We start from the raw sequence: 26,065 nt of genomic DNA, 5'->3' as shown, positions 1-26,065 counted from the left end.
GTTCATCCGCGCGTGCTCCGGGTGGCGTTGCGTCGTGCGGGCGGCGCCGGCTGTTCCGCCACCGGCTGCTGCCGCACCACCAGCCGGTCCGGCAGGCGCATGTCGACTGCGACCAGCGGACGGTCCAGCAGCGCGTTGCGGGCGTGCAGTTCCGCCAGCCGGTTCAGCGCCGGCGCCTCATGCCCTTCCGGCAGCAGCACATCCGTGCCGCTGTGCAGCCGCAGGTTCCAGCGCCGTTCGCCGATGCGCACCAGCGCCTGGGTGCGGGCCAGGATGTTGCGATGCGCCTGCAGCAGGTCGTACAGCTCCGCCGCGTGCTTTTCCGCACCGGCACCGACCACCAGCGGCAGAGGGCCGAAGGCGTCCAACGTTTCCGTCTCCACCACCAGCCCGTTGCGGTCGATCACCGCGAAGCGACCCTGGTGCTGCCAGATCGCGAAGGGCGCGCGTTCCTCCAGCCGCACCAGGATGGTGCCGGGCAGGCGGCGTTCCACATGGGCGGAGGCGATCCAGGCTATGCTCTGCAAGCGCTCCCGCGCCTCGCCCGGCGAGAAGCCGAGCATCGGGTCGCCACGCTCGACGCCGATGGCCGAGCGGATAAGATCGAGCGGCGCATTCTCGCGCCCCTCCACCAGCACTTCCGTCACCTCCAGCCCCGCCGCCAGGCCGAGTTCCGCCGCATTCTCCACCACTGCCCGCACGCGGCCGGCCGGGTCCGCGGCATAGACCGCATAGCCGGTCACGCCGAGCAGCCCGAAGCCGATGGCCCACAGCGCCGCCGGTCGCAGCAATCCGCGCCGCCGCTTGATCCACAAACGCAGCGAGCTGGGCCGGTCCGGCTCCCGCCGTGCCACCGGGGCGCGACGCGCGCTGCTGACGGGGCTACGCGCCATGCCGGGCCTCCCGCACCATCCAGGCACACAGCTCGGGGAACCCGATGCCGACATGAGCCGCCTGTTCCGGCACCAGCGAGGTCCGCGTCATGCCCGGCTGGGTGTTGACCTCCAGCAGGAACAGCCGTCCTGGTTCACCTGCCGTGTCGTCGTAGCGCAGGTCGGCGCGGGACACGCCGCGGCAGCCCAGCGCCTGGTGCGCCCGCAGCGCAATCTCCATCGCCTTTGCCCGCGTCTCGGGGTGCACGGGGGCGGGCAGGGTGTGGCGGCTGCCGCCGTCGGCGTATTTCGCCTCGTAGTCGTAGAACACGTGGCCGGTGTCGATTTCCGTCACCTCAAGCGCGCGGTCGCCCATCACGGCGACGGTCAGCTCCCGCCCGGGAATGAAGGCCTCCGCCATGATGCGCCGGTCGAACTTCCAGGCCCGTGCGACGTCGGCGCGCCGGTTGTCGCCCTCGCGAAGGATCTCGACGCCGACGGAGGAACCTTCGTTCACCGGCTTCACGACATAGGGCAGGGGTAGCGGGTCCGCCGCCTCCAGCTCCTCCGGCGTCACCAGCCGGCTTTCGGCGACGGGCAGCCCGGCCGCGAGGAACACCGCCTTCGCCGCGGATTTGTCCATGGCGACGGCAGAGGCGCGCACGCCGGAATGCGTATAGGGCAGGCCCATCCAGTCCAGCACGCCCTGGATGCAGCCATCCTCGCCGTAGCGGCCATGCAGCGCGTTGAACACCACATCCGGCTTCGCCGCCTGCAGCGCGCCGATCACCGCGCCGAGGTCGGCGCCCACGTCGATCGGCGCGACCTCGAAGCCCGCCGCGCGCAGCGCCGTCATCACCTGCCCGCCGGTCGCGAGGCTGACCTCGCGCTCCGCCGAGACGCCGCCGAACAGCACTGCCACGCGCGCGCTCATGCCGAAACCTCGCCGATCCGCTTGATTTCCCATTCCAGTGTGATGCCGGAATGCGCCTGCACGCGCGCCCGCACCTCCTCGCCGAGTGCCTCGAGGTCCGAGGCCGTTGCGCCGCCCGTGTTCAGCAGGAAGTTCGCGTGCAACTCGGACACCTGCGCGCCACCGCGCACCAGCCCGCGGCAACCCGCGGCATCGACCAGCGTCCAGGCCTTGTGGCCCGGCGGATTTTTGAAGGTGGAACCACCCGTCCGTGCCCGCACCGGCTGCGTCGCCTCCCGCGCCGCGCGGATTTTCGCGATCTGCGCCGCGATCGCCGCTGCGTCGCCCGGCTGCGCATGGAATCGCGCCCGCACCACGACGCCGCGCGTTGGCAGCGTCGCATGGCGGTAGGCGAAGTGCAGGTCTTCCGCCGAGAGGCGCAGAAGCCCATCCGGTGTCGCGACCTCCGCCCAATCCAGTGCGTCGCGCACCTCGCGCCCGTAGGCGCCGGCATTCATCGCGACCGCGCCACCGATGCTGCCCGGGATGCCCGAGAGAAACTCCAGGCCGCCAAGCCCCGCCGCCGCCGCATGTTCCGCGACCACCGCATCCAGCGCCGCCGCACCGGCCACGATGCCGTCGGCCTCCACGGTCACTTCCCCAAAACCGCGCCCCGCCAGGCGCAGCACCACGCCGCGCACGCCGCCATCGCGGATGATGAGGTTGGACGCGGCACCGATCACCGTCAGCGGCACCGCATCCGGCAGGTCGCGCAGCAGCAGAAGCAGGTCGTCCACATCGGCCGGCCGAACCAGCCATTCCGCCGGCCCGCCGACGCGGAACCAGGTGAAGGCCGCCAGCGGTGCCTCCTGCTGCACGCGCCCGCGCAGCGGCGGCAGGGTGGCGTGCGGGGCCATGTCGCGGCGCGCCGTCACGTGTTGCCGACCAGGCGCGGCCGCGTGCGCGACTGCAGCGCAGCAAGCTGTTCCGGCAGCGCATGTGCCCAGGTGGTGATGGTGCCGGCGCCGAGGCAGATCACGTAGTCGCCCGACTTGGCGATGGCGTTCACCATCTCCGCCAGGCTGTCCGGCCCCGGCAGCGGCACCACGCTGCGATGCCCGCGTGCGCGCAGCCCCTCGACCAGCGCGTCGCGATCCACGCCCGGCATCGGTTGCTCACCCGCCGCATACACATCCGCGACGATCACCGTGCCCGCGTCATTCATGCAGGTGCAGAAATCCTCGAAAAGAGAGGCGAGGCGCGAATAGCGGTGCGGCTGCACCACGGCCACCACGTCCCGCGCGCCGGCCTGCCGCGCCGCCTTCAGCACCGCGGCGATCTCCACCGGATGATGGCCGTAGTCGTCGATCACCGTGATGCCGCCGGCCTCCCCGGTGCGGGTGAAGCGCCGCTTGACGCCCTTGAAGCCCATCAGCGCCGTGCGGATGGTGGCTTCGGGGATGTCCATCTCCAGCCCGATGGCGATGGCGGCCAGCGAGTTCTGCACATTGTGGCTGCCGAGCATCGGCAGGCGCATCGGCTTCAGCAACCGGCTGCGCCCGGTGGCACGGTCGCGCACCGCAACCTCGAAGGTCGCACCGGTCCGGTCCGTGATCAGCTTCTCCGCCCGCACATCCGCCTGCGGGGAGAAGCCGTAGGTGATGATGCGACGATCCGACAGGCGCGGGATCATCGCCTGCACTTCCGCGTGGTCCGCGCACAGCACCGCAAAGCCATAGAACGGGATGTTGCCGACGAACTGGGCGTAGCCCTCCTTCATCGCTTCCTCGGTACCCCAATGGTCCAGGTGTTCCGGGTCCATGTTGGTCACCACGGCGCAGACGGCGGGCAGCTTCAGGAACGACCCATCGCTCTCATCCGCCTCCACCACCATCCAGTCGCCGGAGCCCAGGCGGGCGTTCGTGCCGTAGGCGTTGATGATGCCGCCGTTGATCACGGTGGGGTCGAGCTTCGCCGCTTCCAGCACGCAGGCGACCAGGCTCGTCGTCGTCGTCTTTCCATGGGTGCCGCCGATGGCGACCGCCCATTTCAGACGCATGAGTTCCGCCAGCATCTCCGCACGCCGCACCACCGGCACCAGCCGCGCGCGCGCCGCCTGCACCTCCGGATTGTCGCGCTTCACCGCGGTGGAGACCACCACCACCTGCGCCGTGCCGAGATTCGCCGCGTCGTGCCCGATCGACACCGGAATGCCGCTGGCGCGCAGCCGCAGCACATTTGTGCTTTCGGACAAATCGCTGCCCTGCACGGCATAGCCGAGGTTGTGCAGCACCTCCGCGATGCCGGACATGCCGATGCCGCCGATGCCGACGAAGTGGATGGGCCCGATGGAAAGGGGCAGCGCGCGCATCAACGGGACTCCGACTGCGCGATCGTGCGCGAGAAATCTTGCGGTGCAGGCCGGTGGACCAGCCCCTGCACCAAATCGGCCAAGCGCCGTGCCGCGTCCGGGCGGGCCAGGCGCGCCGCCGCGGCCGCTGCCTTCGCCAGCACCGCGGGCGTCGAGAACATCGCCGTCATCTGCCGTGCGAGCAACTCCGGAGTGAAGCCCGGCTGCGGCATGATCCAGGCGGCACCGGCGCGTTCCAGCGAACGGCCATTCGCCGTCTGGTGATCGTCGATCGCATGCGGCAGCGGCACCAGCAGGGAAGGCCGCCCGGCACAGGCGAGTTCCGCCACCGTCGAGGCGCCGGCGCGCGCGACCACGAGATGCGCCATCGCCAGCCGCACCGCGATATCGCCGAAGAAGGGCGAAAGATCCGCCGGGACGCCCGCTTCGCGATAGGCCGTCTCGACCCGCGGCAGATCCTCGGCCCGGGTCTGCTGCGTCACCACCAGGCGCTGGCGCAGCCGTTCCGGCAGCAGCGCCACCGCGCCCGGCACCACATCGGCAAAGATACGCGCGCCGAGGCTGCCACCCAGCACCAGCAGCCTGATCACGCCATCCTCCGGCTCCGCGAAGCCCTGGCCCGCGAGTGCGGCGAGCGCCGGCCGTACCGGGTTGCCCACCACCTCGACATGGGCCGAGGTCGGCACCCGCGTCGTATCATCCGCCGACAGCGCCAGCAGGTCCGCGCCGGGTGCCAGCAGCCGGTTGGCGCGGCCCAGGACGCCGTTCTGTTCATGCAGCGCCGTCGCCGGCCGCGTCGCCCTCGGCAGCAGCCGCGCCGCGATCAGCGGCGGGACGGAGGGATAGCCGCCGAAGCCCACCACTGCCGAGGCATCCAGCCGCGCAAGGATGCCGCGCGCCTCGATGGTGCCGGCCGCCAGTGCCAGGGCCCCGCGCACCGCGCCCTGCACGCCGCGGCCGGCGAGGCCGGAGCCCTTCAGCACGAAGCGTTCCGCATTGCCGAAGGCGGGGCTTTCGTAGGCGGCGCTGCGCGCATCCGTCATCAGCGCGATCCGTTCGCCACGCGCCACGAGTTCCGCCGCCAGCGCTTCCGCTGGAAACAGATGCCCGCCGGTGCCGCCGGCGGCGATGACGATGGGGCGCACGCTCGGTCCCCTCATCGCTCATCCTCGGCACGGGACAGGCGGCGGCGCGTCAGCGCCAGCAGCATCCCCATCCCGAGGGCAATGGCGAGGACGGAGGACCCGCCATAGGACACGAAGGGCAGCGTCATGCCCTTGGTCGGGATCAGGTGCAGGGTGGAGCCCATGTTGATGAAGGCCTGCAGCCCGAACTGCGTCAGCAGTCCGGCCGAGGCCAGCACCACGAACAGGTCGCCCTCGCCCAGCAGCCGCACCAGGCCGCGCACCACGACGAAGGCGAACAGCGCCAGGATGACCAGGCACATCACCAGGCCGAACTCCTCGCCGGCCACGGCGAAGACGAAGTCCGCATGCGCGTCCGGCAGCATGTTCTTCAGCCGACCTTCGCCGGGACCACGCCCGAGCAGTCCACCGTTGCCGAAGGCCTCCAGCGCCACCTCGATCTGGAAGTTCTCCGACTGCTCGCCGGTGAAGCGCGCCACGCGCGCCTGCACATGCGGGAACAGGAAATAGGCGCCAACGGCACCAGCGATGCCCAGCAGCCCGACGAAGCCCACGGCCAGCAGGTTCAGCCCGGCCACGAAGAACTGCGCGAAGAACACCGCCGCCACCACCAGCATCATGCCGATGTCCGGCTGGCTTTTCAGCATCACGCCGATCACGCCGAAGATCAGCACCGCCAGCACCGTCGCACCATGTCGGCGCGCCAGCTTGCCCTCCGCGATCAGCCAGGCGGCGACCACGGCGAAGCAGGGCTTTAGGAATTCCGAAGGTTGCAGCGAGCCGAAGCCCGGCAGCGAGATCCAGCGCCGCGCACCCTTGATCTCCGTGCCTACCACCAGCGTCGCCGCCACCATCAGCATCGCGCCCGCCAGCCCGGCCCAGGCCAGCAGCCGCACCTGCTTCACCGTCAGCATCGAGACAGCGACGAGCACCGCCGCCGCCAACCCGAGATAGACGACCTGCCGCAGGAAGAACATGTTGCGCGACGCGGCGCCGATCCGCTCCGCCACCGCGGGGCTCGCCGCCAGCATCATCACGTAACCGAAGCCGATCAGCGTCAGCAGCGCCGCCAGCGTCCAGCGGTCCACGGTCCACCACCAACGCCCGACTGTGGAGTTGTCCGCGCGCGAGACCTGGATCATGCCGCCCTCCCCACATCCGCGGAGGCCATCGCCTGGACCAGCGCCCGGAACCGGTCGCCGCGCGCATCGAAGCCGGTGAACTGGTCCCAGGATGCCGCAGCCGGCGACAGCAGCACCACCGGCGCATCGCCCGCCCGCGCCGCAGCGGCGGCGGCCGGCACCGCATCCTCCAGCGTCCCCGCGACCTCATGCGGCACGCCATGCGTGGTCAACGTCGCGGCGAAGGCGGGCGCATCGCGGCCGATCAGCACCGCACGGGCGATGCGCGGGAACAACGGCACCAGGCTTTCGATGCCACCCTCCTTGCCGGTGCCGCCGGCAATCCAGACGACACGGTCGTAGGAGGCCAGCGCGCGCGCCGCGCTGTCGGCATTGGTCGCCTTGCTGTCGTTGACGAAGCGCACGCCGCCGATCTGCCCGACCAGCTCCTGTCGATGCGGCAGCCCGCCAAAGCTGCGCAACCCGCGCGCGATGTCGGCCCGCGACACGCCGAGCGCCAGCGCCGCGGCCGCGGCCGCGGCGGCGTTCTGCGCGTTGTGGCTGCCGGGCAGGGCAGGGGCCTGGTCCAGGTCGGCGATCTCCCCGACCTCATCCCGCAGGCTACGACCCATCGCCCAGACGCCGCCCTCGACCGCCCTTTCGCCCGAAATCGGCACCCGCCGCGCCGCAGTCCCGAGCGCCATTCCGGCGGTCCAGGCATCGTCCTGGCCGACCACGGCAAAGTCACCGCTGCCCTGCCGCGCGAAGATGTTCGCCTTCGCAGCGGCATAGCCGGCCATGCTTCCATGACGGTCGAGATGATCGGGGCTGAGGTTCAACATGACTGTCCCGTTGAAGCCGACTTTCGCGATTCGCTCCAAGCTATAGGATGACATTTCCAGCGTGTAGACGCCGTCGGACCCCAACATCTTGAGTCCAAGCGCCGGAGGACCAAGGTTTCCGCCCACCTCCGATACGCGACCGGAACTGCAAAGGATGTGGTGCAACAGGGCCGTCGTCGTTGACTTCCCGTTGGTTCCGGTGATCCCAACGAAACACGCCGCGCTGCCCGACGCGCGGACGGCACGAAACAGGTACTCGACGTCGCACAGGATCGGCACGCCCGCCGCCCGTGCCGCCACCGCGGCCGGATGCGGCTGCGGCAACAGGTGCGGAATGCCCGGGGACAGCAGCAGCGCGTCGAAGTCGAACCGCCCGGCCGAGGGATCGCGTACCGAGAAACCCGCCGCCTCCGCCGCCGCGCGGGCCGGCGCGCCATCGTCCCAGCACGTCACGTCGCCGCCCCAGCCGGCCAGCCGCGCGGCCGCCGGCAGCCCGGCCCGACCGAGCCCCACCACCGCGATGCGCTCTCCCGCGAAAGGCTTCATCGCAGCTTCAAGGTCGACAGTCCGACCAGCCCCAGGATCATGGCGATGATCCAGAATCGGATGACGATGGTGGCTTCCGCCCACCCCTTCTTCTCGAAATGATGGTGAAGCGGCGCCATCAGGAAGACGCGCTGGCCGGTGCGCTTGAACCAGAACACCTGGATGATGACGGACAGGGTCTCCACCACGAACAGGCCGCCGACGATGGCCAGCACCACCTCATGCTTCGTCGCCACCGCCACGGCGCCGAGAGCACCACCCAGCGCGAGCGATCCCGTGTCACCCATGAACACCGCGGCCGGCGGCGCGTTGAACCACAGGAAGCCGAGGCTCGCGCCGATCAGCGCGGAACAGAAAACCGCCAGTTCGCCCGAACCGGCCACGGCGTGCAGTTGCAGGTGGTCCGCGAAGATGCGGTTGCCGACCAGATAGGCGATCAGCGCGAAGACGCCCGCCGCGATCATCACCGGCACGATCGCCAGGCCGTCCAGCCCATCCGTCAGGTTCACCGCGTTGGAGGCGCCCATCATCACCAGCATCGCCAGCAGCGGAAAGGCGATGCCAAGCGGGATCAGCGCCTCCTTGAAGAACGGCATCGCCAACTTGTCCGCCAGCGGTTCCGGCATCAGGAAGTACATCCACACCGCCGCGGCCAGGCCGATCGCCGCCTGCGTCACCAGCTTCTGCCGGCCGGACACGCCCTTGGTGTTGCGCTTCGTCACCTTCAGCCAGTCATCGGCGAAGCCCAGCGCGCCATAACCCAGCGTCACCAGCAGCACGCACCAGACGAAGCCGTTGCGCAGATCCGCCCACAGCAGGGTGGACCCGGTCAGGGCCAGCAGGATCAGCACGCCGCCCATGGTGGGCGTGCCCTTCTTGGTCAGCAGGTGGCTTGCCGGTCCATCCTCGCGGATCGGCTGGCCACCATTCTGCTTCGCGCGCAGCCAGCGGATCAGCATCGGGCCGAAGAACAGCGCGATGACGAGCGAGGTGATGCAGGCGGCGCCGGCGCGGAAGGTGACGTAGCGCACCACGTTGAACGGCGAGAAGCTGTCGGCCAGCGGGGCGAGCAGGTGGAAGATCATGCAGCGGAGCTTTCGTGAAGGCTTGCGGTCAAAGCCTGCACCACGGTCTTCATCCCGGTTGCCAGACTGCCCTTGACGAGAACGGCATCGCCATCGCGCAGCGCGGCGGCAACGATCGGCGCGAGTTCGGCTGAGGTTTCGGCCCAACCACCGATCTGCGCGGCAGGCAGCGTGTCCAGCGCATGGCGCATCAGCGGACCGCAGCCGAAGACCAGGTCGGCCGCCGCTGCGATATGCGGCGCAAGTCCGGCATGCTCATCCCGCGCGAAGGCGCCGAGCTCGCCCATCTGCCCCAACACGGCGACGCGCCGCCGCGCCGGCAGCAGCCGAAGCAGCGACAGCGCCGCGCGCATGGACGGCGGCTGCCCATTGTAGGCTTCGTCCAGCAGCACGGCGCGCCCACCATCCGGAGTCGAGATGGCGCGGCGGTCGCCACGCCCGGCCAGCGCGCGGAAGTCCGCCAGCACGCCCGCCACCTTCGCCACGTCACCGCCAAGCGCCGCGACGGCCGCCAGCGCCGCCAACGCGTTGCCCGCCATGTGCAAGCCAGGCGTGCCGAGCCGGAACGTCACGCGCGTGCCGGCGACCTCCGCCTCGATGTCGCTGCCCTCTGCATCGGCTGCGATCCGCGCTGCACGCACATCGCCGCCTTCGCCGAAGGTGACGACACGCGCACCGTGCGCGGCGTCCCGCAGCAACGGCAGGAAGGGGGAGGTTGCCGGCAGCACCGCGACACCGCCCGGCTCCAGCCCGCGCATGATCGCCGCCTTCTCCTGAGCGATCGCCTCGAGGCTGCCCATATGACCGATATGCGCGGCCTCCACCGCCGTGATGACGGCGACGTGCGGCCGCGCGAGGCGGGCAAGCGGTGCGATCTCGCCCGGGTGGTTCATGCCGATCTCGATCACGGCATAGGCACTGTCTCGCGACATCCGAGCCAGGGTCAGCGGCACGCCCCAGTGGTTGTTGTAGCTGGCCACCGCCGCATGTGTCGGACCCAGCACCGAGAGCAGGGCGCGCAGCATTTCCTTGGTCGTCGTCTTGCCGACGCTGCCGGTCACGCCCACCACCCGCGCCAGGCTGCGGCCGCGCGCTGCGTCCCCCAGGGCACGCAGGCCCGCCAGCGTGTCACCGACGCGCAGCAGCCGGGCATCCGATGACGTCCCGCCATCGATCATCGCCGCCGCAGCACCGCGCGCCAGCGCATCCGCGACGAATGCGTGGCCATCCCGCACATCCCGCAGCGCCACGAACAGATCGCCCGGCATCACCGAGCGGCTGTCGATGGACACGCCGGTGACAGCGACCTCCGCCGCCAGCGCCCCGCCGGTGGCTGCGCGCAACTCGGCGCTGGTCCACAGCGTGCTCATGCCAGGCCCGCCGCTGCGCGAACCACGGCCACATCGTCGAAGGGCAGTGTCACGCCACCGATGGTCTGGCCGCTCTCATGCCCCTTGCCCGCCACCGCCAGCACATCGCCCGGCCGCAGCGCCGCCAATGCGCGCGCAATCGCGGTGGCGCGGTCCCCGGCGTCGATGCCGCCGGGGCAGGCGGCCAGCACGGCGGCGCGGATCGCGGCCGGGTCCTCGCTGCGCGGATTATCATCCGTCACCCAGCAGACATCCGCCTGCGCCGCGCAGACCGCGCCCATCAGCGGCCGCTTGCCCGGGTCGCGGTCGCCACCGGCGCCGAACAGCGCATGCAGCCGCGCCCCCGGCGCGACATGCGCGCGCAGCGCCCGCAGCAGCCGGTCCAGCGCATCGGGTGTATGCGCGTAATCGACATAGACCGCCGCCCCACCCGCCAGCCGCGCCGCCAGTTCCATCCGCCCGCGCACGCCCTTCAGGCGCGGCAGCAGCGCCAACACCCGCGAAGGCGCCATTCCCGTGCCGATGGCCAGGGTCGCCGCCATCATCACATTGTCCAGTTGGAACCGCCCCGGCAGCGCCAGGTCCAGGCGCTCGCGCAGGCCGAAGCCCTCCAGCGTCACGTCCTGCCCATCCGGCCGCGCCTGATGCGCCACCAGGCGCAGCGCCTCACCGGCCTCGCCCACCGTCAGCAGCCGCAAGCCGCGCAGGGCGGCAGTCGCGCGCAATGCCTCGAGCGTCGCCGCGTCCATCTCCGTATTCGCCACCGCGCAGGCGCCCGGCGGCAGCAGCGTGTCGAACAGTCGCAGCTTGGCGGCGCGGTAGGCGGCCATGTCGCCGTGGTAGTCAAGGTGGTCCCGCGTCAGGTTGCTGAACCCGGCGCCCGCCAGCCGCACGCCATCAAGCCGCCGCTGTTCCAGCCCATGCGAGGACGCCTCCAGCGCCGCCGCGCCCACGCCCGCCTGCGCCAGCGCGGACAGCGCCGCATGCAGCGCCACCGGGTCCGGCGTGGTCAGGGACGGCCCGGGTGCGAACCCCTCCGCCACCAGCCCCAGCGTGCCCATGGACGCTGCGCGCTGCCCGTCCAGCGTCCAGATCTGTCGCAGGAAATCGACGCTGCTGGTCTTGCCGTTGGTGCCGGTGACGGCGACCACCGTCTCCGGTTGCCGTCCGTGGAAGGCCGAGGCGACCAGCGCCAGCACGCGCCGCGGATCGGCGGCGCGCATCATCGGCCTTACCTCGATGCCGGCCGGCCATTCCGTGCCGGTCGGTGCCAGCACCGCCGCCGCGCCACGTGCCACCGCCTCGCCGATGTAGCGTCTGCCATCCGCCTGGCCGCCGGGCAGGGCGGCGAACAGGTCGCCCGGTGCGACCTGGCGGCTATCCGCCGTCAGCCCGCCGAGCGGCGGCAGCGCGCCGTCCGGGACGCAAAGCTCCGGGATGGCCCGCAGTGCTTCGTCCAGGCGGCGCAGCGTGGGGGCTTCATCGCGGCGCAATGCTCACCTCCCGCAACAGCGCGGGCTCCGAGGCGTTGCGGCGCGGCGCCTGCGCGCGATCCTGCGAGGCGGGGGGCGCCACCGCGCCAACGCGTGGGGGAGCGCTCCGCGCCGGCTCGGCACGCGCCGGGGCGTTGCCAGGCGCGCGCGGGCGGCCCGGCTGCATCGGCATGGCGAGCGCGGCCTGGATCTCCGCCGCGCGCTCCGTCTCCGGTGCCATGCCGAGGATCGGCGCGACACGGCGCAGCACGGCGCCCGCCGCCGGCGCCGCGACCCAGCCCGCCGTGGCGAAGCCATGGCTGCGCGCATTCGGCTTCGGCTCGTCCACCATCACGTACAGCGCGTAGCGTGGCGCCTGCATCGGGAAGGCGCCGACGAAGGCGGCGATGCGCTTGTTCTCGAGGTAGCGCCCGTTCGGCCCGATCTTCTGCGCCGTACCGGTCTTGCCACCGAGGAAATAGCCCGGCACGTCGCCGCTGCGGCCGGAGCCTTCCGTTACCACCAGCCGCATCAGACGGCGCATGGTATCCGAGGTCCGCTCGCTGATCACGCGCGTGCCGTCCACCACCTCGCCATGCGGCCGCGCCATCAGCGTCGGCGGCCGCAGGATGCCGCCGTTGACGATGGCGGAGACACCGGTGATGACGTGCAGCGGCGTGACGGAGATGCCGTGGCCGAAGCCGATGGTCAGCGTGTTGATGTCCCGCCAGTGCTGCGGCCGTGGAATCAACGGCACCGCGGTTTCCGGCAGTTCCACCGAAAGCCGCGAGCCCATGCCCATGCGCACCATGAATTCCCGGTGCCGCGTCGGCCCCACCGCCGCGGCCATGTGCGCGGAGGCGAGGTTCGAGGAGTAGGCGAGGATTTCCGGCAGCGCCAGCCAGCGGTTCTTGCCACGATAGTCGTTGATGGTGAAACGCCCGACGCGAATCGGCCGTGACGCGTCATAGCCGCCCCAGACATTCACCGTGCCGAGGTCCAGCGCCATCGCCGCGGTCAGCAGCTTGAAGGTCGAGCCCGGCTCATACACGCCCACCGTAGCGCGGTTGAAGCGCGGATTGTTGCCCTGTTCATTGGCGCCCGGCGCCACCGCCTCGACCCGCGCCGGCTCGGCGAGGTCGAAGTCGGGCAGGGACACCATGCCGACGATCTCGCCGGTCTGGACATCCATCATGATGCCGGCGCCGCCGATGCCGTTGAAATCCGTGATCTGCTGCTGCACCGCGTCGCGCAGCGCCAGCTGCACCCGGACATCGAGGGACAGCCGCAGGTCCTCGCCGCGGCGCGTGCGCAGGCGCTCGTCATGGAAACGCTCGACGCCCGCCGTGCCGTTGCCATCGACATCGACGCCGCCGAGGATGTGCGCGGCAGCGCGACCCTGCGGGTAGATGCGGCGTTCCGCCTGCTCGAAATACAAGCCCGGAATGCCGAGCGAGTTCACCGACTGCTGTTCGCGCGGCGTCAGCGCGCGGGCGATGTAGGCGAATTGCCGCTCGCCGCTCAGCCGCGCCGTCACCGCCTCCAGGTTCAGCTGCGGCAGCACGGACACCAGCCGCCGTGCTGCGCCGGCCGGGTCCTGGATCTCGCGCGGGTTGGCGTACAGGGCCGTGATCGGCAGCGTTACCGCCAACAATTCGCCGTTGCGGTCAGTGATGGCGCCGCGACCGGGCAGGTGCTCGGCCGGCGGCGTGTTCTGCCGCACCATGGCCGCCAGCCGCACCGGCGCGACCGGTGAGATCAGCGTCGCATCGGCCAACCGCGCCGCCACGGCGCCGAACAGCACCGCGAAGCCGCCCGCGGCCAGCAGCAGGCGGGACCGCGTGCGTTCCAGAGCCGCACGGCGCACCAGCTCCGGCTGGCTGACGCGAACCAGCGCGCCCGGCGCGGCGGCCGTATGGCCGATCGTGCGTCCGGCGGGCGGAGCATCCGGAGGAGGCGGGAAGGACGGCATATCCGGGCCTACCGGCCGCGCGGCGGGGCGAGGCCGCTGTCGAGCGTCGCGGCGGCGGCGGAGGAGAACGGCACCGGCGGCGCCATCATCGGCCGGCCGAGCCCGAGGGAGGACGCCCCGCCGAGCGCGGAGACATAGGTCGGCGCTGTCGGAGCCGCCTGGGTGGTGCGGATCGGCGGCGCGGCCGGGCGGACGGGCGTGACATGCACGGCCGGCTGGACCTCCCGCGTCGGAGCCTGGCGCGCCGGCACCTCGCGCACCGGAGCGGCGGCGCGTGGTGCTGGAGCAGGCTGCGCCGCGCGCGTCGCGCGCTGCACGGCGACGGCGGCTGCCAGCACCTGCGGCGCCGGCGCCTCGGCCGCCCTCAGGCTGTCGTTGCGCGACGCCTCGGCCACAGCCTGCACCGGGGCGGCTGGCGCCGGGCGACGCGCGGCGGCGGGTGCCGGCTCCGGCGCCGTGGCCTGCGGGGCAGGCGCCTGGGTCGAAGCCATCATGATGGGCGCGCCGGCGGGCGTCTCCGGCACGAACAGGTTCGGCGCGCCTGCGAAGGCGACCGCGGCCGGCAGGCGCCGCTCCATCTCCGGCAGGCGGGTGAACTGCTGCGGCTGCATCGGCTCCAGCGGCAGGTGCCGCTGCACCACCTGGCGCAGGCGGTCCGGCTCGTTCAGCAGCGCCCATTCGGCGCGCAGGATCGAGGTACGGTCGCGTGCCTGCTCGATCTCCCGCCAGATGCCGCGCAGTTCACGGTCCTGCGTCGCGACCTGGTGCTTCACCTGGTACAGCCAGGCGCCCGCCCCGGCGAAGGCGCAGAAGCAGAGGATGGTGAAGGGCCGGATCATGTCGGCATTCCCTGTCTCGACGTCGCGCGGCGTTCCAGGCCGCGCAGGCGCGCGGACCGGGAACGTGGATTGCTGGCAGCCTCCGCGGCGCTGGGCCGCAGGGCACGGTAGGTCAGCAGATCGAACTCCGGCGCCGGCGCCGGCATCAGCGCCGCCGGATCGTGGCGGGACGCGGTGCCGGCGCGGCCGGCGGCACCCACCATGGCGCGCTTGACGATGCGGTCCTCCAGCGAATGGAAGGACACCACGACCAGCCGTCCGCCCGGCGCCAGCAGCGACTGTGCCGCGGCAAGCCCGCGCTCGATTTCGCCGAGTTCGTCGTTCACTGCGATGCGCAGCGCCTGGAAGGACCGCGTTGCGCCATCGATGCCAGAAGGGTCGCGCGGCACCGACCCGCGCACGATCTCCGCCAGCCGTGCCGTGGTCGTGATCGGCGCCTCGGCACGCTCCCGCAGGATGGCGCGGGCGACGCGGCGCGCATGCCGCTCCTCCCCCAGATCGGACAGGATCGAGGTCAATTCGCGTTCCGGCAGCGTGTTCGCCAGATCCGCGGCCGATGGCCCGGCGCGGTCCATCCGCATGTCGAGCGGCCCGTCATGGCGGAAGGAGAATCCGCGCTCCGATTCGTCGATCTGGAACGACGACACGCCGAGATCCATCACCACGCCGTCCAGCGTCGTGACGCCGCGTGCCGCCAGGCTGTCCAGCATGTCTCCGAATCGCGCATGCAGCAGGTGCAGCCGCCCGGAATGCTTCGCCGCCAGCGCCGCGCCACGCGCGATCGCATCCGGATCGCGGTCCAGCGCCCAGAGGGTACAGGCGGCGGCGGAGAGGATCGCGTCGGCGTAGCCGCCACCTCCAAAGGTCGCGTCCAGGTAGATGGCGCCGTCGCGGGGCCGCAGAGTTGCCAGCACTTCCTCCAGCATCACGGGAATGTGGCCCGTCATGACACGCCTCGCGGAGTCGTGGGGAGTACCGATGCAGCAACGGTCAGGCGCTTTTCGCGCATCTTCTGCTTGGCCTCGGCGACGTGGGCGCGTGCGGCGTCCTCGTTCCAGATCTCGAAGCGGTCGCCCTTGCCGAGGAACGCCACCTGGTCTCCCAGCTCGACTTCCGAGATCATGTCAGGCGGAAGGATCAGCCGGCCGTCGCCGTCGATGCGGAGCATCTCGCTGCCGGAGATGAGCGTGGCTTCCAGCACTTCACGCTCCTCCGAAAAATGTGGCAGGCCCTGGATGGATTCGATGATGTGCTGGAAGACCGGGCGCGACCGCGCTTCGATGCAGGGATGCTGGTGGGAGGTACGGAAGACGAGATGACTGGTCGCGGCGGACTCCAGTTCGGCACGGAACTGCGCGGGCACGGAAATGCGGCCCTTGCGGTCCAGCTTCCCGAAATGCGTGCCCACGAATTGGGTCATCGCGCTATGCTGCTGCTCCCCTCGCGACACGAGGTCGCGCCCCCTTGTTTCAGCGGGCCGACAAGGCCCCCCGACCTCGCCAGCCCGCCCGACCACCCCGTCCTGAAGCCCCAGAATGCCCCCAAGCCGGGCTCCAGATGGGATAAGATGGGAATACCTGGGAATTAGGGGGCGAGCAAGCTAATTTCGGGCTGCCGCCGCGGCCCGGTTCGCGCAAAGCCGAGCTTTTCCAAGCAATTAACGAACCAGCCTGATCTTCACATGAAGATTCCAGACATGACCCGTGCGTTGTGCTGATAATTCTTGATTTGTTCTTTTCGCGGCGCGTTCAGTGCCTGAATCGCATAGGTAACGAGTGGTGCCGGGTGGCCTGTAAGCCGGGTTCTGTCCCCATCCGAAGATGGTGGGCGACCATTCCTCTGGAGCCTGCGTCGCCGCAGGCTTCACGCGGCCAACCCGGGCTGCGGGGCGGAAATGCCCCTGCGTCCATCCGGAGCCCGGCTTGCGCCAGAATGCCGGATCAAGCTGGCAGCCCCTATTCGGCCTTGCTCCCGGTGGGGTTTGCCGTGCCGCCCCCGTTGCCGGGCGCGCGGTGCGCTCTTACCGCACCCTTTCACCCTTGCCGCGAGGTGCCTCCCTTGCGGGCAACACGCCGAGGCGGTTTGCTTTCTGTGGCACTTTCCCTGGGGTTTGACCCCCGCCGGCCGTTAGCCGGCACCGTATTCCCGTGGAGCCCGGACTTTCCTCCAGTACCTTGCGGCACCAGCGGTCGCCCAGCCACCCGGCACCGCGCCCCACATCGGCTGTCCGGGCCGCGCGGTCAATTGCCGAACAGCCTTAATCTTGGCCAACGTTCGCGCCAGCCTTTCGCCGCGATGCGCGCGGACATCGCGGCGCGGTCGCCGCCGGGCGGCGTGCGCAGCACGAAGCCCAGCAGATCCACCACGCCATGCGGCGCCAGGATCTCGAGTCGTCCGGCATGAAGCCGCGCCGTCACAGCCGTCGCCGTCTCCGGCCATCGTGCCAGCGCCGCGCCCAGTTCGGGGTAGGGCGCATGGCCGTGCCGGGCGGACATGCGCGCCTGGTTGGTGACGGACCATGGCAGCGCCGGCCGCACCGCGCGCAACGCAGCCTCGAAGACCGGATCAGCGTTCGCCCTGTCCAGATGCACCACGTCGAGGTCGGCCAGCACCGTCACATCCGGCGTCACGCCCGACAGCGCATCCCACACCGCGTTGCGCACGAATCCGGCGCCGATCCAGGCGCCGCGCGGACCTGCCAGCGCCAGTGCCTGCAGCGCATCCATGTGGCCGGGACTCGCCGCCAGCACCGCGGCGACCCGCTTCACCCCACGGCGGCCGCCACCGCCGCCAATCGCGCAAGCGTGCCGGCACTGGCCTGTCCGTCCACGCACTCCGGCCACCAGTGCCGCTGGAAGGCGCGCAGCAGCACGGGCAGGGGCAGATCCGTGCGGTAGCCGATGCGTCCGAGCAGGGTCAGCGCATCCCCGCCCGCTCCATGCACCGCGGCATCCGGCCACAGGCCGACTCCGTTGGCGGCCAAGCCCTGCCAGTCGAACAGCTCGCCCGGGTCCTCCTTGCGATCCGGCGCGATGTCGGAATGCGCCACCACATTGCGCGCCGCGATCCCGTGACGGGCAATGATCCCGAGGCACAGGTCGCACACCGCCGCCATCTGCAGTGCGGGGAAGGGACGATAGCCGAATTCATGGCCGGGGTTGACGATCTCGATGCCGATGCTGCGCCCGTTCAGCAGCGAGGCGCCGCGCCAGTGGGAGACGCCGGCATGCCAGGCGCGCCGATCTTCCGCCACCAGCCGGAATACAGCCCCATCCTCCTCCACCACGTAATGCGAGGAGACGCGGGAGGCCGGATCGCGGAGCCGCGCGATCGCCTCGGCGCCGCTGCGCATGCCGGTGTAGTGCAGCACCAGCATGTCCACCGGCTGCGGCCGTTCGTCGTGGTTCGGGCTCGGCAGGTCGCGGATGCGCAACGCCTACAGTCCGCGCTGCCGCTTGATGCGGTCCCAGGCCGCATTGATGTCGGCCACCTTGCGCGTCGCACGGTCAACGAATTCTGCCGGCACGCCGCGCGCCGCCAGCCCGTCCGGGTGGTTCTCCCGCATCAGCTTGCGCCAGGCGAGCCGTACCTCCTCATCCGTTGCCGAAGCCGGCAGGCCGAGCACGGCGTAGGCGTCGATCTCCTCCACCTGGCGCTGCGCCGCGCCGGTCTGGCCGCCCTTGGCGCGATCCCAGGCGGCATTATCGAGTGCGAATCGCAGATGCACGCCCTGCAGCATCCGCAACTCGCCCTTGGTCAGCGGGCCATCGGCACGGGCGATGAAGAACAGCGCGGCCAGCACATCCTCCAGCATGGCGCGGTTGTCGGCGAAGGCCTCGCCGAGCCGGTCGGCGAAAGGCTCCCACCCGCCGGTGTCCCGCCGCGCCTCGTCGAACATCTGCGCCACTTCACGCAGGTTCTGCGGCGGGATTCGGAACATCGCCTTGAAGGCGTCGATCTCGGTCCGCTGCACCGGCCCGTCCGCCTTGGCGAGCTTGGCCGACAGCACGATGACGGAAATCGCGAACAGGGTTTCCTTGTTGCCCAGCAGCGCCGCCATGTCGGCTGCGCCAGGCCCGATGCGCCCGCCGGGCCCCTGGTCCGCCGCATGGCCCATCGCCGCGCCGACCACGGCGCCGAGCGGCCCGCCGGTGACGAAGCCTGCAACCCCGCCCAGAAGTTTGCCCCAGATGCTCAAGCCGGCCTCGCGCGTTTCAACCCGGTCCTAGCATGGCCGGCGGCACGCCTACAGGGCTGCCCTCCGCCGGGCGCTAAATGGTCGCCGCCGCCCTTGCCGCCTGGTCGTAGAAGCCGGACAGTCCGCGCAGAAGCTCGGCAACCTGCGAAAGCTGCGCCTCCGCCGGGCCCGCCGCGCGCAGCGGCCGCGCCAGCAGGCGCTCCCGCACCTCCGCATAGGCGGCGCACAGCGCGGCGCCGGCCTCCGTTGCCGTCACCAGCTTTTCCTTGCCCGCCCGGCCGGTTGAGACCAACCCGGCTTCCTTCAGCTTGCGGATGGCGTAGCTGGCGATGTGCGTATCCTCGATGTCCAGCACCAGAAGGATATCCGCCAGGCGCTTCGGCCGGTCCCGGTGGCGCACCGTGTGCAGGATGAGGATCTCGGTGGCCGACATGCCGGGCCGACCGGCGGCGGCCATGCAGCGCACCATCCAGCGGTTGAAGCCGTGCCCGGCCAGGATCAGCCCATATTCCACCTCCGACAGCCCGGGGGAGGCGCCGGCGGCGAGGTGGGCGGAGGACACGACCGGCGTCGCGCTTGCTTTGGCTGGCATGGGGCGCCCTTGCGTCGATGCCGATCTGTATTGACGAAATGCTGATAAATTGTCAATGAAATGCGATCGTGCCGCCCGGCCTTGCATCGGCCCGGCCACAATGTGATCAGCGACGTAACCGAGGGGCAGGGCAATGAGCGGCTGGCAGTTCTGGATCGATCGCGGCGGCACCTTCACCGACATCGTGGCCCGCGATCCGGAGGGGCGCCTCGCCACCAGCAAGCTGCTGTCCGAGAATCCCGGCCGTTACCGCGACGCCGCCGTCGCCGGGATCCGCGCCTGCCTCGGCCTGGCACCCGATGCGCCAATCCCGCCCGGCACCATCGACGCCGTGAAGATGGGCACCACCGTCGCCACCAACGCGCTGCTGGAGCGCAAGGGCGAACGCGTGCTGCTGCTGGTCAACCGTGGCTTCGCCGACATGAGCCGCATCGGCAATCAGGCGCGGCCGCGCCTGTTCGACCTGAACGTGAAGCTGCCCGAACTGCTGCAGGAGGTGGTGGCCGAGATCGGCGGCCGCATGGCGGTCGACGGAACCGAGATCGAGCCGCTGGACGAGACGGCCGCGCGCGCGGCACTGGCCGCCGCGCACGCCCAGGGCATCCTCGCCGTCGCCGTCTCCTTCATGCATGCCTGGGCGCATCCGGCGCATGAGCTTCGCCTCGGCGAACTGGCGCGGGAGGCCGGTTTCACCCAGGTCAGCCTGAGCCACGAGGCTTCGCCGCTGCCGCGCATCGTGCCGCGCACGGATACCGCGGTGGTGGACGCCTACCTCTCGCCGATCCTGCGTCGCTACGTCGAACAGGTGGCGGGCGAGTTGCCGGGCGTGAAGCTGTACTTCATGCAGTCCTCCGGCGGCCTGGCGGAGGCACGGTCCTTCCAGGGCAAGGACGCCATCCTGTCCGGCCCCGCCGGCGGCATCGTCGGCGCCGCCCGCACCGCCGCAATGGCGGGCCTGGGCAGGATCATCGGCTTCGACATGGGCGGCACCAGCACCGACGTGGCGCTGTATGCCGGCGAGTATGAGCGCGCCTTCGAGACGCAAGTGGCCGGCGTGCGGATGCGTGCCCCGATGATGGCGATCAACACCGTGGCCGCCGGCGGAGGTTCCATCCTGAAATTCGACGGCGCCCGCTTCCGCGTCGGCCCCGAATCCGCCGGCGCCGTGCCCGGCCCGGCCTGCTACCGCCGCGGCGGGCCGCTGACGGTGACGGATGCGAATGTCATGGTCGGCAAGATCCAGCCGGCACAGTTCCCCGCCATCTTTGGCCCGGATGGCGACCAACCGTTGGATGCCGACATCGTCCGGCAAAAATTCGCGCAGCTTGCGCAGGAGATCGCCGCCGCCACCGGGCAGCCACAGGACCCGCGCGCGGTGGCGGAGGGATTTCTCCGCGTTGCCGTGGCCAACATGGCGAACGCCATCAAGCAGGTCTCGATCCAGAAGGGCCATGACGTCACCCGCTATGCCTTGCAGTGCTTCGGCGGCGCCGGCGGCCAACATGCCTGCCTGGTGGCGGATGAGCTTGGCATGGAGACGGTGTTCATCCACCCCTTCGCCGGCGTGCTTTCGGCCTATGGCATGGGCCTGGCCGACCAGAGCGCCATCCGCGAGGCCGCCGTCGAAGCGCCGCTGACGGAAGCCTCCATGGGCGATCTCGCCGCCCGCCTCGACGCGCTGGACGAGGCCGGCCGGGCCGAACTGGTGCGCCAGGGGGCCGCCGCCCCCGCCCTGCGCGCCGCGCGTCGGCTGCACCTGCGCTATGCCGGCACCGACAGCTTCCTGCCGGTGGCCTTCGGCAGCCATGCCGAGGTGCTGGCGGCCTTCACCGACGCCCACCGCCGCCGCTTCGGCTTCGCCACGCCCGAACGCCAGGTGGTGGTCGAGGCCTGCGTCGTCGAGGTCACCTCTCCCGGTGAGCAGGTCGAGGAAGCGACGCTGCCCGCACGGCCCGAGGGCGAAGCCGCGCCGCGCCTCGCCACCGTCCCTGTCTTCACCGCCGGCACCGAGCACGCGACGCCCGTGCTGGACCGCGGGTCGCTGCGCGCCGGCGACCGCATCCCCGGCCCGGCACTGATCCGCGAAGCCATCGCCACGACCGTCATCGAGCCCGGCTGGACCGCGGAGGTCACCGCGCGCAACCACATGATCCTGCGCCGCACCACGCAGCGGGAGGCCGCCCGCGTCGCCGACGCCACCCGCGTCGACCCGGTGATGCTGGAGCTGTTCAACAACCTGTTCATGTCGATCGCCGAGCAGACCGGCGCGGTGCTGCAGAACACCTCGCTGTCAGTGAACATCAAGGAACGCCTCGACTTCTCCTGCGCCATCTTCGACGAGACCGGCCGCCTGGTGGCGAACGCCCCGCATGTGCCGGTGCATCTCGGCGCCATGGGCGAAAGCGTGCGCACGGTCATCCGCTCCCGCGGCGCCACGCTGCGGCCGGGCGACGTGGTGGCGCTGAACAACCCGTTCAACGGCGGCACCCACCTGCCGGACATCACCGTCATCACCCCGGTCTTCGATGTGGCGGGGCGGGAGATCCTGTTCTTCGTCGGCTCCCGCGGCCACCACGCCGATATTGGTGGCCTCACCCCAGGCTCCACCCCGCCCGGTTCCGCGACGCTTGAGGACGAAGGCGTCGTCATCGACGATTTCCTGCTGGTCGCCGAGGGACGGATGCGGGAGGCGGAGTTCCGCGCGCTGCTGGCGGGCGCGAAGTATCCGGCGCGCAGCCCGGATGTGAACGTCGCCGACATCACCGCGCAGGTCGCGGCGAATGAGAAGGGCGTGCAGGAATTGCAGCGCGCCGTGGCCGACTACGGCCTCGACACCGTGCGCGCCTACATGCGCCACGTCATGCACAACGCCGAGGAATCGGTCCGCCGCGTGCTGGCCCGCCTCGCCGACGGCGCCTTCGAGACCACGATCGACGACGGCACGCCGCTCAAGGTCGCCATCCGCGTGAACCGGGAGGCGCGCAGCGCCACCATCGACTTCACAGGTACCGGCCCGCAGCGCCCGGACAATTTCAACGCGCCTGCGGCGGTCTGCCGCGCCGTGGTGCTGTACTGCTTCCGATCCCTGGTGGGGGAGGAGATTCCGCTCAACGACGGCTGTCTTGTGCCGCTCGAGATCATCGTGCCCGATGGCACCTTCCTCTCGCCGCGCCCCGGCGCGGCGGTCGTCGCCGGAAATACCGAGGTCAGCCAGATGACCTGCAACGCCCTGCTGGCGGCACTCGATGCCTGCGCCTCCGCCCAGGCCACCATGAACAACCTGCTGTTCGGCGATGCGGTTTACCAATACTACGAGACGGTCTGCGGCGGCACCGGCGCCGGTCCCGGATTCGCGGGAACTTCCGCCGTGCAGACGCATATGACCAACACGCGCATGACGGATCCTGAAGTGCTGGAACTCCGCTACCCCGTGCGGCTCGAGGAGTTCGCCATCCGCCGCGGCTCCGGCGGGGCCGGGCAGTGGCCGGGCGGCGATGGCAGCCGCCGGCGCATCCGATTCCTCGCGCCGATGGAAGCCGTCATCGTCGCCTCCCGCCGCACCGTCCCGCCGCATGGCCTCCATGGCGGGCTGCCCGGCGCGCCGGGTCGGCAATGGGTGGAACGTGCCGATGGACATATCGACCCGATGGCCGGCTGCGACCGCGCGGCCCTGCTGCCCGGTGACGTCCTGGCGCTCGAAACCCCCGGCGGCGGCGGCTGGGGCAGCCCCCCCGCTGCATGACGAATGCCGTCCCCCACCACCTCGCTTCGAAAGCCCTCTTCCCTACTTCTCGTGGGGGCGAGGGTTCGGTGAGGGGGCCGATCCGTGACCTGACCGAAACCGCGCCCCCATGAGGCGCCTTCTCGCCGGGCTCGCCCTGCTGCTGCTCGCGCTGGTCGCCGGCCTCTGGATCGGGCCCCGCTTCGTCGATTGGGAGCCGTGGCGCGGCCGCATGGCCGAACTCGCCAGCGAACAGCTCGGCCGGCCGGTGACGCTGGACGGGCCGGTGGAACTGCAACTTCTGCCACAGCCCGTGGTCCGCGTCGGCGGCGTCGCGGTCGGTCTGCCTGGCGAGGAATACGCCTTCACCGCGCGCCTGCTCCGCATCCGCCTCGACCTCGGCGCGCTGGCCGGCGGCCGGCTTTCGCCGCGCGAGATCGCACTGGTCGGCGCAGACCTGACCCTGCCCTGGCCGCCCGGCCCCCTGCTCAACCTGCGCCCGCCCTCCTGGATCACGCAGCTCGACGCCAACCTGGAGGACGGACGCGTCCGCATCGGCGGGGCGGTGCTGCAGGGCGTCACCGCGCGCCTCAGTTCCGGCGGCTACGCCCAGGTGCTGGACATCGCCGGCGCCTTCACCTGGAACGGCCGCGCCACCCGGTTCACCGCCGCGCTTGGCCGCCCAGGCTGGGACGGCATCGCCACCTTCGAGATGGCGGTGGTGCTGCCCGAGATCCTCGGCAATGCCCGCGGTGTGCTGATCCCCGGCACTGGCTTCGAGGGCCTGGTCGAGGCCAGTGGCCCGGACCTCGCGGCCCTGCTGCCAAGCCCGCCCGGCGCCTTCCGCGCCGCAGGCCGGCTCAGCGCCTCGGCAGAACTGATCGCCGCCGACGAACTCGCCATCGAGATCGCCGGCAGCCCGGCGCGTGGCGCGGTGGCCCTGCGCCTGCTGCCGGCCCCGCGGCTGGACATCGCCCTGGTCGCCAGCCGGCTGGACCTGGATGGCTGGGCCGCGGCGCTGCGGGCCGGCGGCCAGCGCCCCTGGCCCATCGCCATCGACCTGTCGGCGGAGGCGAGCAGCTTCCGCGGCATCCTGCTGCGTCGCCTGCGCGGCGCCGCCTTCCTCGAAGAAGGCCGGCTGACGCTGTCAGACGTCTCGCTGTTGCTGCCGGGCGAGACGCAGCTGGAGCTATCCGGTGCCACGGCAGGTGGCCGGCTGGAACTGTCGGCCCGCTTCGCTGGCCCCGACCTGCGCACCACCCTCACCACGCTCGGCCTGCCGGTTCAGGAACTGGACCCCACGCTGCTGCGCCAGGGCGAAGGCCGCATGCGCCTGGTGCTGGAGGATGCGCAGGCCGCAATGCCGGAATTCGCCGCGACGCTTGGCGAGATCCAGCTCTCGGGCGCCGGCGTTCTGCGGCATGGGGCGCGGCCGGCGCTTGGCCTCGGACTCAGCATCAACCAACTCGACCTGGCCCGCTGGCTGCCGCAGGGCTTCGACCTGCAGCGCGCCCGCCGCGGCCTGGGCTCCGTCGACCTCAACCTGCGCCTGGCGGCGGACAGCGTGCTGTTGCGCGATGCGGTGATGGAACGCGCCTCGCTGGATGCCGCGCTGGAGGGCGGGCGGCTGACGCTGCGGCGCCTGGCTGGGCGCGTGGCGGAGGTCGACCTGGCCGTCTCCGGCGTGCTGGCCCTGGCGCCGGCGCTTCGCTTGCAGGACCTGAACCTGGAGGCGACCGGCTCCTCCGCCCGGGGTCTTGCGTCGCTGTTCCCCGGCATCTGGCCCGACGGCACCCCGCTGGCGGACCTGCCTGTGGTGCTGCGCCTGTCCGGCGGCGGGCCGATGGAGGCGCTGGCGCTGCGCGGCAGCGCCGAGATGGGCGAGTTGCGCCTGGAGGCCTCCGGCACGGCCGATGCGCAACAGCGGCGTGGTACCGCCAGCCTGACGCTGCGCCACCCGGGCGCACCACGGCTGGTGTCCGAAGCCTTCAGCCGTGACGTCGGCGCCTGGCTGGGGGAGGGGTCCTTTTCCCTCATCGCCAGCATCACCGCCGGCCCGCAAGGCGTCGCCGCGGAAAGCTTCGAACTCGTCGCCGCCGCGCTGCGGGCCCGCGGTGCCCTGGCGCTCGCCACCAACGGTGGGCGGCCACGTCTGACGGGGCGCATCGTGGCGGAAAGCCTGCCGCTACCTTTTCCCGGCTGGCGCAGCACGGACCCGATCGGCCTGCGCAACCTGGCCGACCTCGACGCCGAGGTGGCGCTGGAGGCTGCCCGCATCCCGGTCGCCGGCATCACCGCCGAACAGGCAAGTGCGCTGCTGCGCCTGGCGGAGGGCCGGCTGCGGCTGGAGAACCTGCGTGGCCGCCTGGCTGGGGGGCAGTTCGAGGCGACCGTCACCGCGGAGGCACCAGCCGGGCTGCCGCCGCGCCTTTCCCTGGCCGGGCGGCTTGCGGATGCCACGATCGGGGAGAAGCTGTTCGGCCTGCCGATTGACATCGCCGCTGCCCGCGGCAGCCTGGGCTTCGCGCTGGAGGCCGTTGGCCATTCCGCGGCGGCCCTGGTCGGCTCCCTGACCGGGCGGGCGCAAGTGGATCTGCGCGACGGGGTGCTGGCCGGCTTCGATCTTGCCGCCGCCGCAACTGCGAGCGCCTTGCCGGACGCATTGGGTGCCGAGGCCGCCATTCGGGAGGCCTTGTTGACCGGCGCCACCGCCTTCGACCGGCTGGAGGGCGAGACCGCCCTGGTCGGCGGCCGGATGCGCCTGGAGACGGCGCGGCTCGCCACGGAGGCGGGTGCCACCGCGACCCTTGCCGGCGAGATCGACCTGGCCCGCGCGACGCTGGACCTGCTTGTGCTGGCCCGCCCGGCGGTACCGGAGGCGCCCGACCTCGGCCTGCGCCTGACCGGCCCCGCCGACGCCCCCCGGGCGCTGCCCGAAACCTCCGCCTGGGCCGTATGGCGCGCCGCCCAGCCTTGATCTCGCGACGCCCTCTCCCTCAACGGGGA

General features: G+C 71.4%; 20 protein-coding genes and 1 other RNA gene. 2 read left to right on the top strand and 19 right to left on the bottom strand.

Features of this window, described 5'->3' with window-relative positions; all coding sequences use genetic code 11:
• Positions 1–2: 2 nt before the first annotated feature.
• The 19 genes from ACLF3G_RS19940 to ACLF3G_RS19850 all read right to left on the bottom strand — a co-directional run bounded on the left by ACLF3G_RS19940 (position 3) and on the right by ACLF3G_RS19850 (position 19,338).
• Complete coding sequence (locus ACLF3G_RS19940) at positions 3–893, bottom strand: cell division protein FtsQ/DivIB (protein ID WP_430671160.1); 891 nt, start codon at positions 891–893, stop codon at positions 3–5.
• Positions 883–1,806 (bottom strand): D-alanine--D-alanine ligase, encoded by a 924-nt coding sequence (locus ACLF3G_RS19935; RefSeq protein WP_430671159.1) that lies wholly within the window; start codon positions 1,804–1,806, stop codon positions 883–885. The genes ACLF3G_RS19940 and ACLF3G_RS19935 overlap by 11 nt, the downstream gene beginning before the upstream one ends.
• Positions 1,803–2,702 (bottom strand): UDP-N-acetylmuramate dehydrogenase, encoded by a 900-nt coding sequence (murB, locus tag ACLF3G_RS19930; RefSeq protein ID WP_430671158.1) that lies wholly within the window; start codon positions 2,700–2,702, stop codon positions 1,803–1,805. Before murB ends, ACLF3G_RS19935 begins: the two co-directional genes overlap by 4 nt.
• 14 nt (positions 2,703–2,716) lie before the next feature.
• Positions 2,717–4,156, bottom strand: a complete 1,440-nt coding sequence (gene murC / locus ACLF3G_RS19925; protein ID WP_430671157.1) for a UDP-N-acetylmuramate--L-alanine ligase — start codon at positions 4,154–4,156, stop codon at positions 2,717–2,719.
• Positions 4,156–5,316, bottom strand: coding sequence for an undecaprenyldiphospho-muramoylpentapeptide beta-N-acetylglucosaminyltransferase (gene murG, locus ACLF3G_RS19920; protein WP_430671156.1), 1,161 nt, complete (start codon positions 5,314–5,316; stop codon positions 4,156–4,158). The genes murC and murG overlap by 1 nt, the downstream gene beginning before the upstream one ends.
• On the bottom strand, positions 5,313–6,443 hold the full coding sequence (locus ACLF3G_RS19915; RefSeq protein WP_430671155.1) for an FtsW/RodA/SpoVE family cell cycle protein: 1,131 nt from the start codon (positions 6,441–6,443) through the stop codon (positions 5,313–5,315). The genes murG and ACLF3G_RS19915 overlap by 4 nt, the downstream gene beginning before the upstream one ends.
• On the bottom strand, positions 6,440–7,810 hold the full coding sequence (gene murD, locus ACLF3G_RS19910) for a UDP-N-acetylmuramoyl-L-alanine--D-glutamate ligase (protein ID WP_430671154.1): 1,371 nt from the start codon (positions 7,808–7,810) through the stop codon (positions 6,440–6,442). The genes ACLF3G_RS19915 and murD overlap by 4 nt, the downstream gene beginning before the upstream one ends.
• Positions 7,807–8,895, bottom strand: a complete 1,089-nt coding sequence (gene mraY, locus ACLF3G_RS19905) for a phospho-N-acetylmuramoyl-pentapeptide-transferase (protein WP_430671153.1) — start codon at positions 8,893–8,895, stop codon at positions 7,807–7,809. Before mraY ends, murD begins: the two co-directional genes overlap by 4 nt.
• Entirely contained in the window at positions 8,892–10,265 is a 1,374-nt protein-coding gene (locus ACLF3G_RS19900) for a UDP-N-acetylmuramoyl-tripeptide--D-alanyl-D-alanine ligase (RefSeq protein ID WP_430671152.1), read from the bottom strand. Before ACLF3G_RS19900 ends, mraY begins: the two co-directional genes overlap by 4 nt.
• Entirely contained in the window at positions 10,262–11,713 is a 1,452-nt protein-coding gene (locus ACLF3G_RS19895) for a UDP-N-acetylmuramoyl-L-alanyl-D-glutamate--2,6-diaminopimelate ligase (RefSeq protein ID WP_430671262.1), read from the bottom strand. Before ACLF3G_RS19895 ends, ACLF3G_RS19900 begins: the two co-directional genes overlap by 4 nt.
• Positions 11,714–11,744: 31 nt before the next feature.
• A complete protein-coding gene (locus ACLF3G_RS19890; RefSeq protein ID WP_430671151.1) occupies positions 11,745–13,709 on the bottom strand; it encodes a penicillin-binding transpeptidase domain-containing protein in 1,965 nt (654 codons plus the stop codon).
• An 8-nt stretch (positions 13,710–13,717) separates the two neighbouring features.
• The gene (ftsL, locus tag ACLF3G_RS19885; protein ID WP_430671150.1) at positions 13,718–14,548 is read right to left on the bottom strand and encodes a cell division protein FtsL; all 831 of its coding nucleotides are present in this window, start codon (positions 14,546–14,548) and stop codon (positions 13,718–13,720) included.
• A complete protein-coding gene (gene rsmH / locus ACLF3G_RS19880) occupies positions 14,545–15,495 on the bottom strand; it encodes a 16S rRNA (cytosine(1402)-N(4))-methyltransferase RsmH (protein ID WP_430671149.1) in 951 nt (316 codons plus the stop codon). The genes ftsL and rsmH overlap by 4 nt, the downstream gene beginning before the upstream one ends.
• Positions 15,492–15,956, bottom strand: coding sequence for a division/cell wall cluster transcriptional repressor MraZ (locus ACLF3G_RS19875; protein ID WP_430671148.1), 465 nt, complete (start codon positions 15,954–15,956; stop codon positions 15,492–15,494). Before ACLF3G_RS19875 ends, rsmH begins: the two co-directional genes overlap by 4 nt.
• Positions 15,957–16,325: 369 nt before the next feature.
• Positions 16,326–16,753: RNase P RNA component class A (gene rnpB, locus ACLF3G_RS19870), an RNA gene on the bottom strand.
• A 35-nt stretch (positions 16,754–16,788) separates the two neighbouring features.
• On the bottom strand, positions 16,789–17,316 hold the full coding sequence (locus ACLF3G_RS19865) for a nucleotidyltransferase family protein (RefSeq protein WP_430671147.1): 528 nt from the start codon (positions 17,314–17,316) through the stop codon (positions 16,789–16,791).
• Positions 17,313–17,981: an N-acetylmuramoyl-L-alanine amidase gene (locus ACLF3G_RS19860; RefSeq protein ID WP_430671146.1), complete on the bottom strand. Its 669-nt coding sequence runs from the start codon at positions 17,979–17,981 to the stop codon at positions 17,313–17,315. The genes ACLF3G_RS19865 and ACLF3G_RS19860 overlap by 4 nt, the downstream gene beginning before the upstream one ends.
• A gap of 3 nt (positions 17,982–17,984) precedes the next feature.
• A complete protein-coding gene (locus tag ACLF3G_RS19855) occupies positions 17,985–18,746 on the bottom strand; it encodes a TerB family tellurite resistance protein (RefSeq protein WP_430671145.1) in 762 nt (253 codons plus the stop codon).
• Positions 18,747–18,819: 73 nt separating this feature from the next.
• The gene (locus ACLF3G_RS19850) at positions 18,820–19,338 is read right to left on the bottom strand and encodes a winged helix DNA-binding protein (RefSeq protein WP_430671144.1); all 519 of its coding nucleotides are present in this window, start codon (positions 19,336–19,338) and stop codon (positions 18,820–18,822) included.
• A 133-nt stretch (positions 19,339–19,471) separates the two neighbouring features.
• Between ACLF3G_RS19850 and ACLF3G_RS19845 the strand changes: the two genes are divergently transcribed.
• The gene (locus ACLF3G_RS19845; RefSeq protein WP_430671143.1) at positions 19,472–23,080 is read left to right on the top strand and encodes a hydantoinase B/oxoprolinase family protein; all 3,609 of its coding nucleotides are present in this window, start codon (positions 19,472–19,474) and stop codon (positions 23,078–23,080) included.
• A gap of 109 nt (positions 23,081–23,189) precedes the next feature.
• Positions 23,190–26,036: an AsmA family protein gene (locus ACLF3G_RS19840; protein ID WP_430671142.1), complete on the top strand. Its 2,847-nt coding sequence runs from the start codon at positions 23,190–23,192 to the stop codon at positions 26,034–26,036.
• Positions 26,037–26,065 lie beyond the last annotated feature (29 nt).

Source organism: Falsiroseomonas sp. HC035 (assembly GCF_050563525.1).
Classification (GTDB): Bacteria; Pseudomonadota; Alphaproteobacteria; order Acetobacterales; family Acetobacteraceae; genus Falsiroseomonas.
Note: the sequence above shows the minus strand (reverse complement) of the source record. Positions and strands in the feature narration are given on the sequence as shown.

Coding starts and splice junctions, on each gene's coding strand:
- ACLF3G_RS19940 (WP_430671160.1), bottom strand. CDS start 893: ATGGCGCGTAGCCCCGTCAGCAGCGCGCGTCGCGCCCCGGTGGCACGG.
- ACLF3G_RS19935 (WP_430671159.1), bottom strand. CDS start 1,806: ATGAGCGCGCGCGTGGCAGTGCTGTTCGGCGGCGTCTCGGCGGAGCGC.
- murB (WP_430671158.1), bottom strand. CDS start 2,702: ATGGCCCCGCACGCCACCCTGCCGCCGCTGCGCGGGCGCGTGCAGCAG.
- murC (WP_430671157.1), bottom strand. CDS start 4,156: ATGCGCGCGCTGCCCCTTTCCATCGGGCCCATCCACTTCGTCGGCATC.
- murG (WP_430671156.1), bottom strand. CDS start 5,316: ATGAGGGGACCGAGCGTGCGCCCCATCGTCATCGCCGCCGGCGGCACC.
- ACLF3G_RS19915 (WP_430671155.1), bottom strand. CDS start 6,443: ATGATCCAGGTCTCGCGCGCGGACAACTCCACAGTCGGGCGTTGGTGG.
- murD (WP_430671154.1), bottom strand. CDS start 7,810: ATGAAGCCTTTCGCGGGAGAGCGCATCGCGGTGGTGGGGCTCGGTCGG.
- mraY (WP_430671153.1), bottom strand. CDS start 8,895: ATGATCTTCCACCTGCTCGCCCCGCTGGCCGACAGCTTCTCGCCGTTC.
- ACLF3G_RS19900 (WP_430671152.1), bottom strand. CDS start 10,265: ATGAGCACGCTGTGGACCAGCGCCGAGTTGCGCGCAGCCACCGGCGGG.
- ACLF3G_RS19890 (WP_430671151.1), bottom strand. CDS start 13,709: ATGCCGTCCTTCCCGCCTCCTCCGGATGCTCCGCCCGCCGGACGCACG.
- ftsL (WP_430671150.1), bottom strand. CDS start 14,548: ATGATCCGGCCCTTCACCATCCTCTGCTTCTGCGCCTTCGCCGGGGCG.
- rsmH (WP_430671149.1), bottom strand. CDS start 15,495: ATGACGGGCCACATTCCCGTGATGCTGGAGGAAGTGCTGGCAACTCTG.
- ACLF3G_RS19850 (WP_430671144.1), bottom strand. CDS start 19,338: ATGCCAGCCAAAGCAAGCGCGACGCCGGTCGTGTCCTCCGCCCACCTC.
- ACLF3G_RS19845 (WP_430671143.1), top strand. CDS start 19,472: ATGAGCGGCTGGCAGTTCTGGATCGATCGCGGCGGCACCTTCACCGAC.
- ACLF3G_RS19840 (WP_430671142.1), top strand. CDS start 23,190: ATGAGGCGCCTTCTCGCCGGGCTCGCCCTGCTGCTGCTCGCGCTGGTC.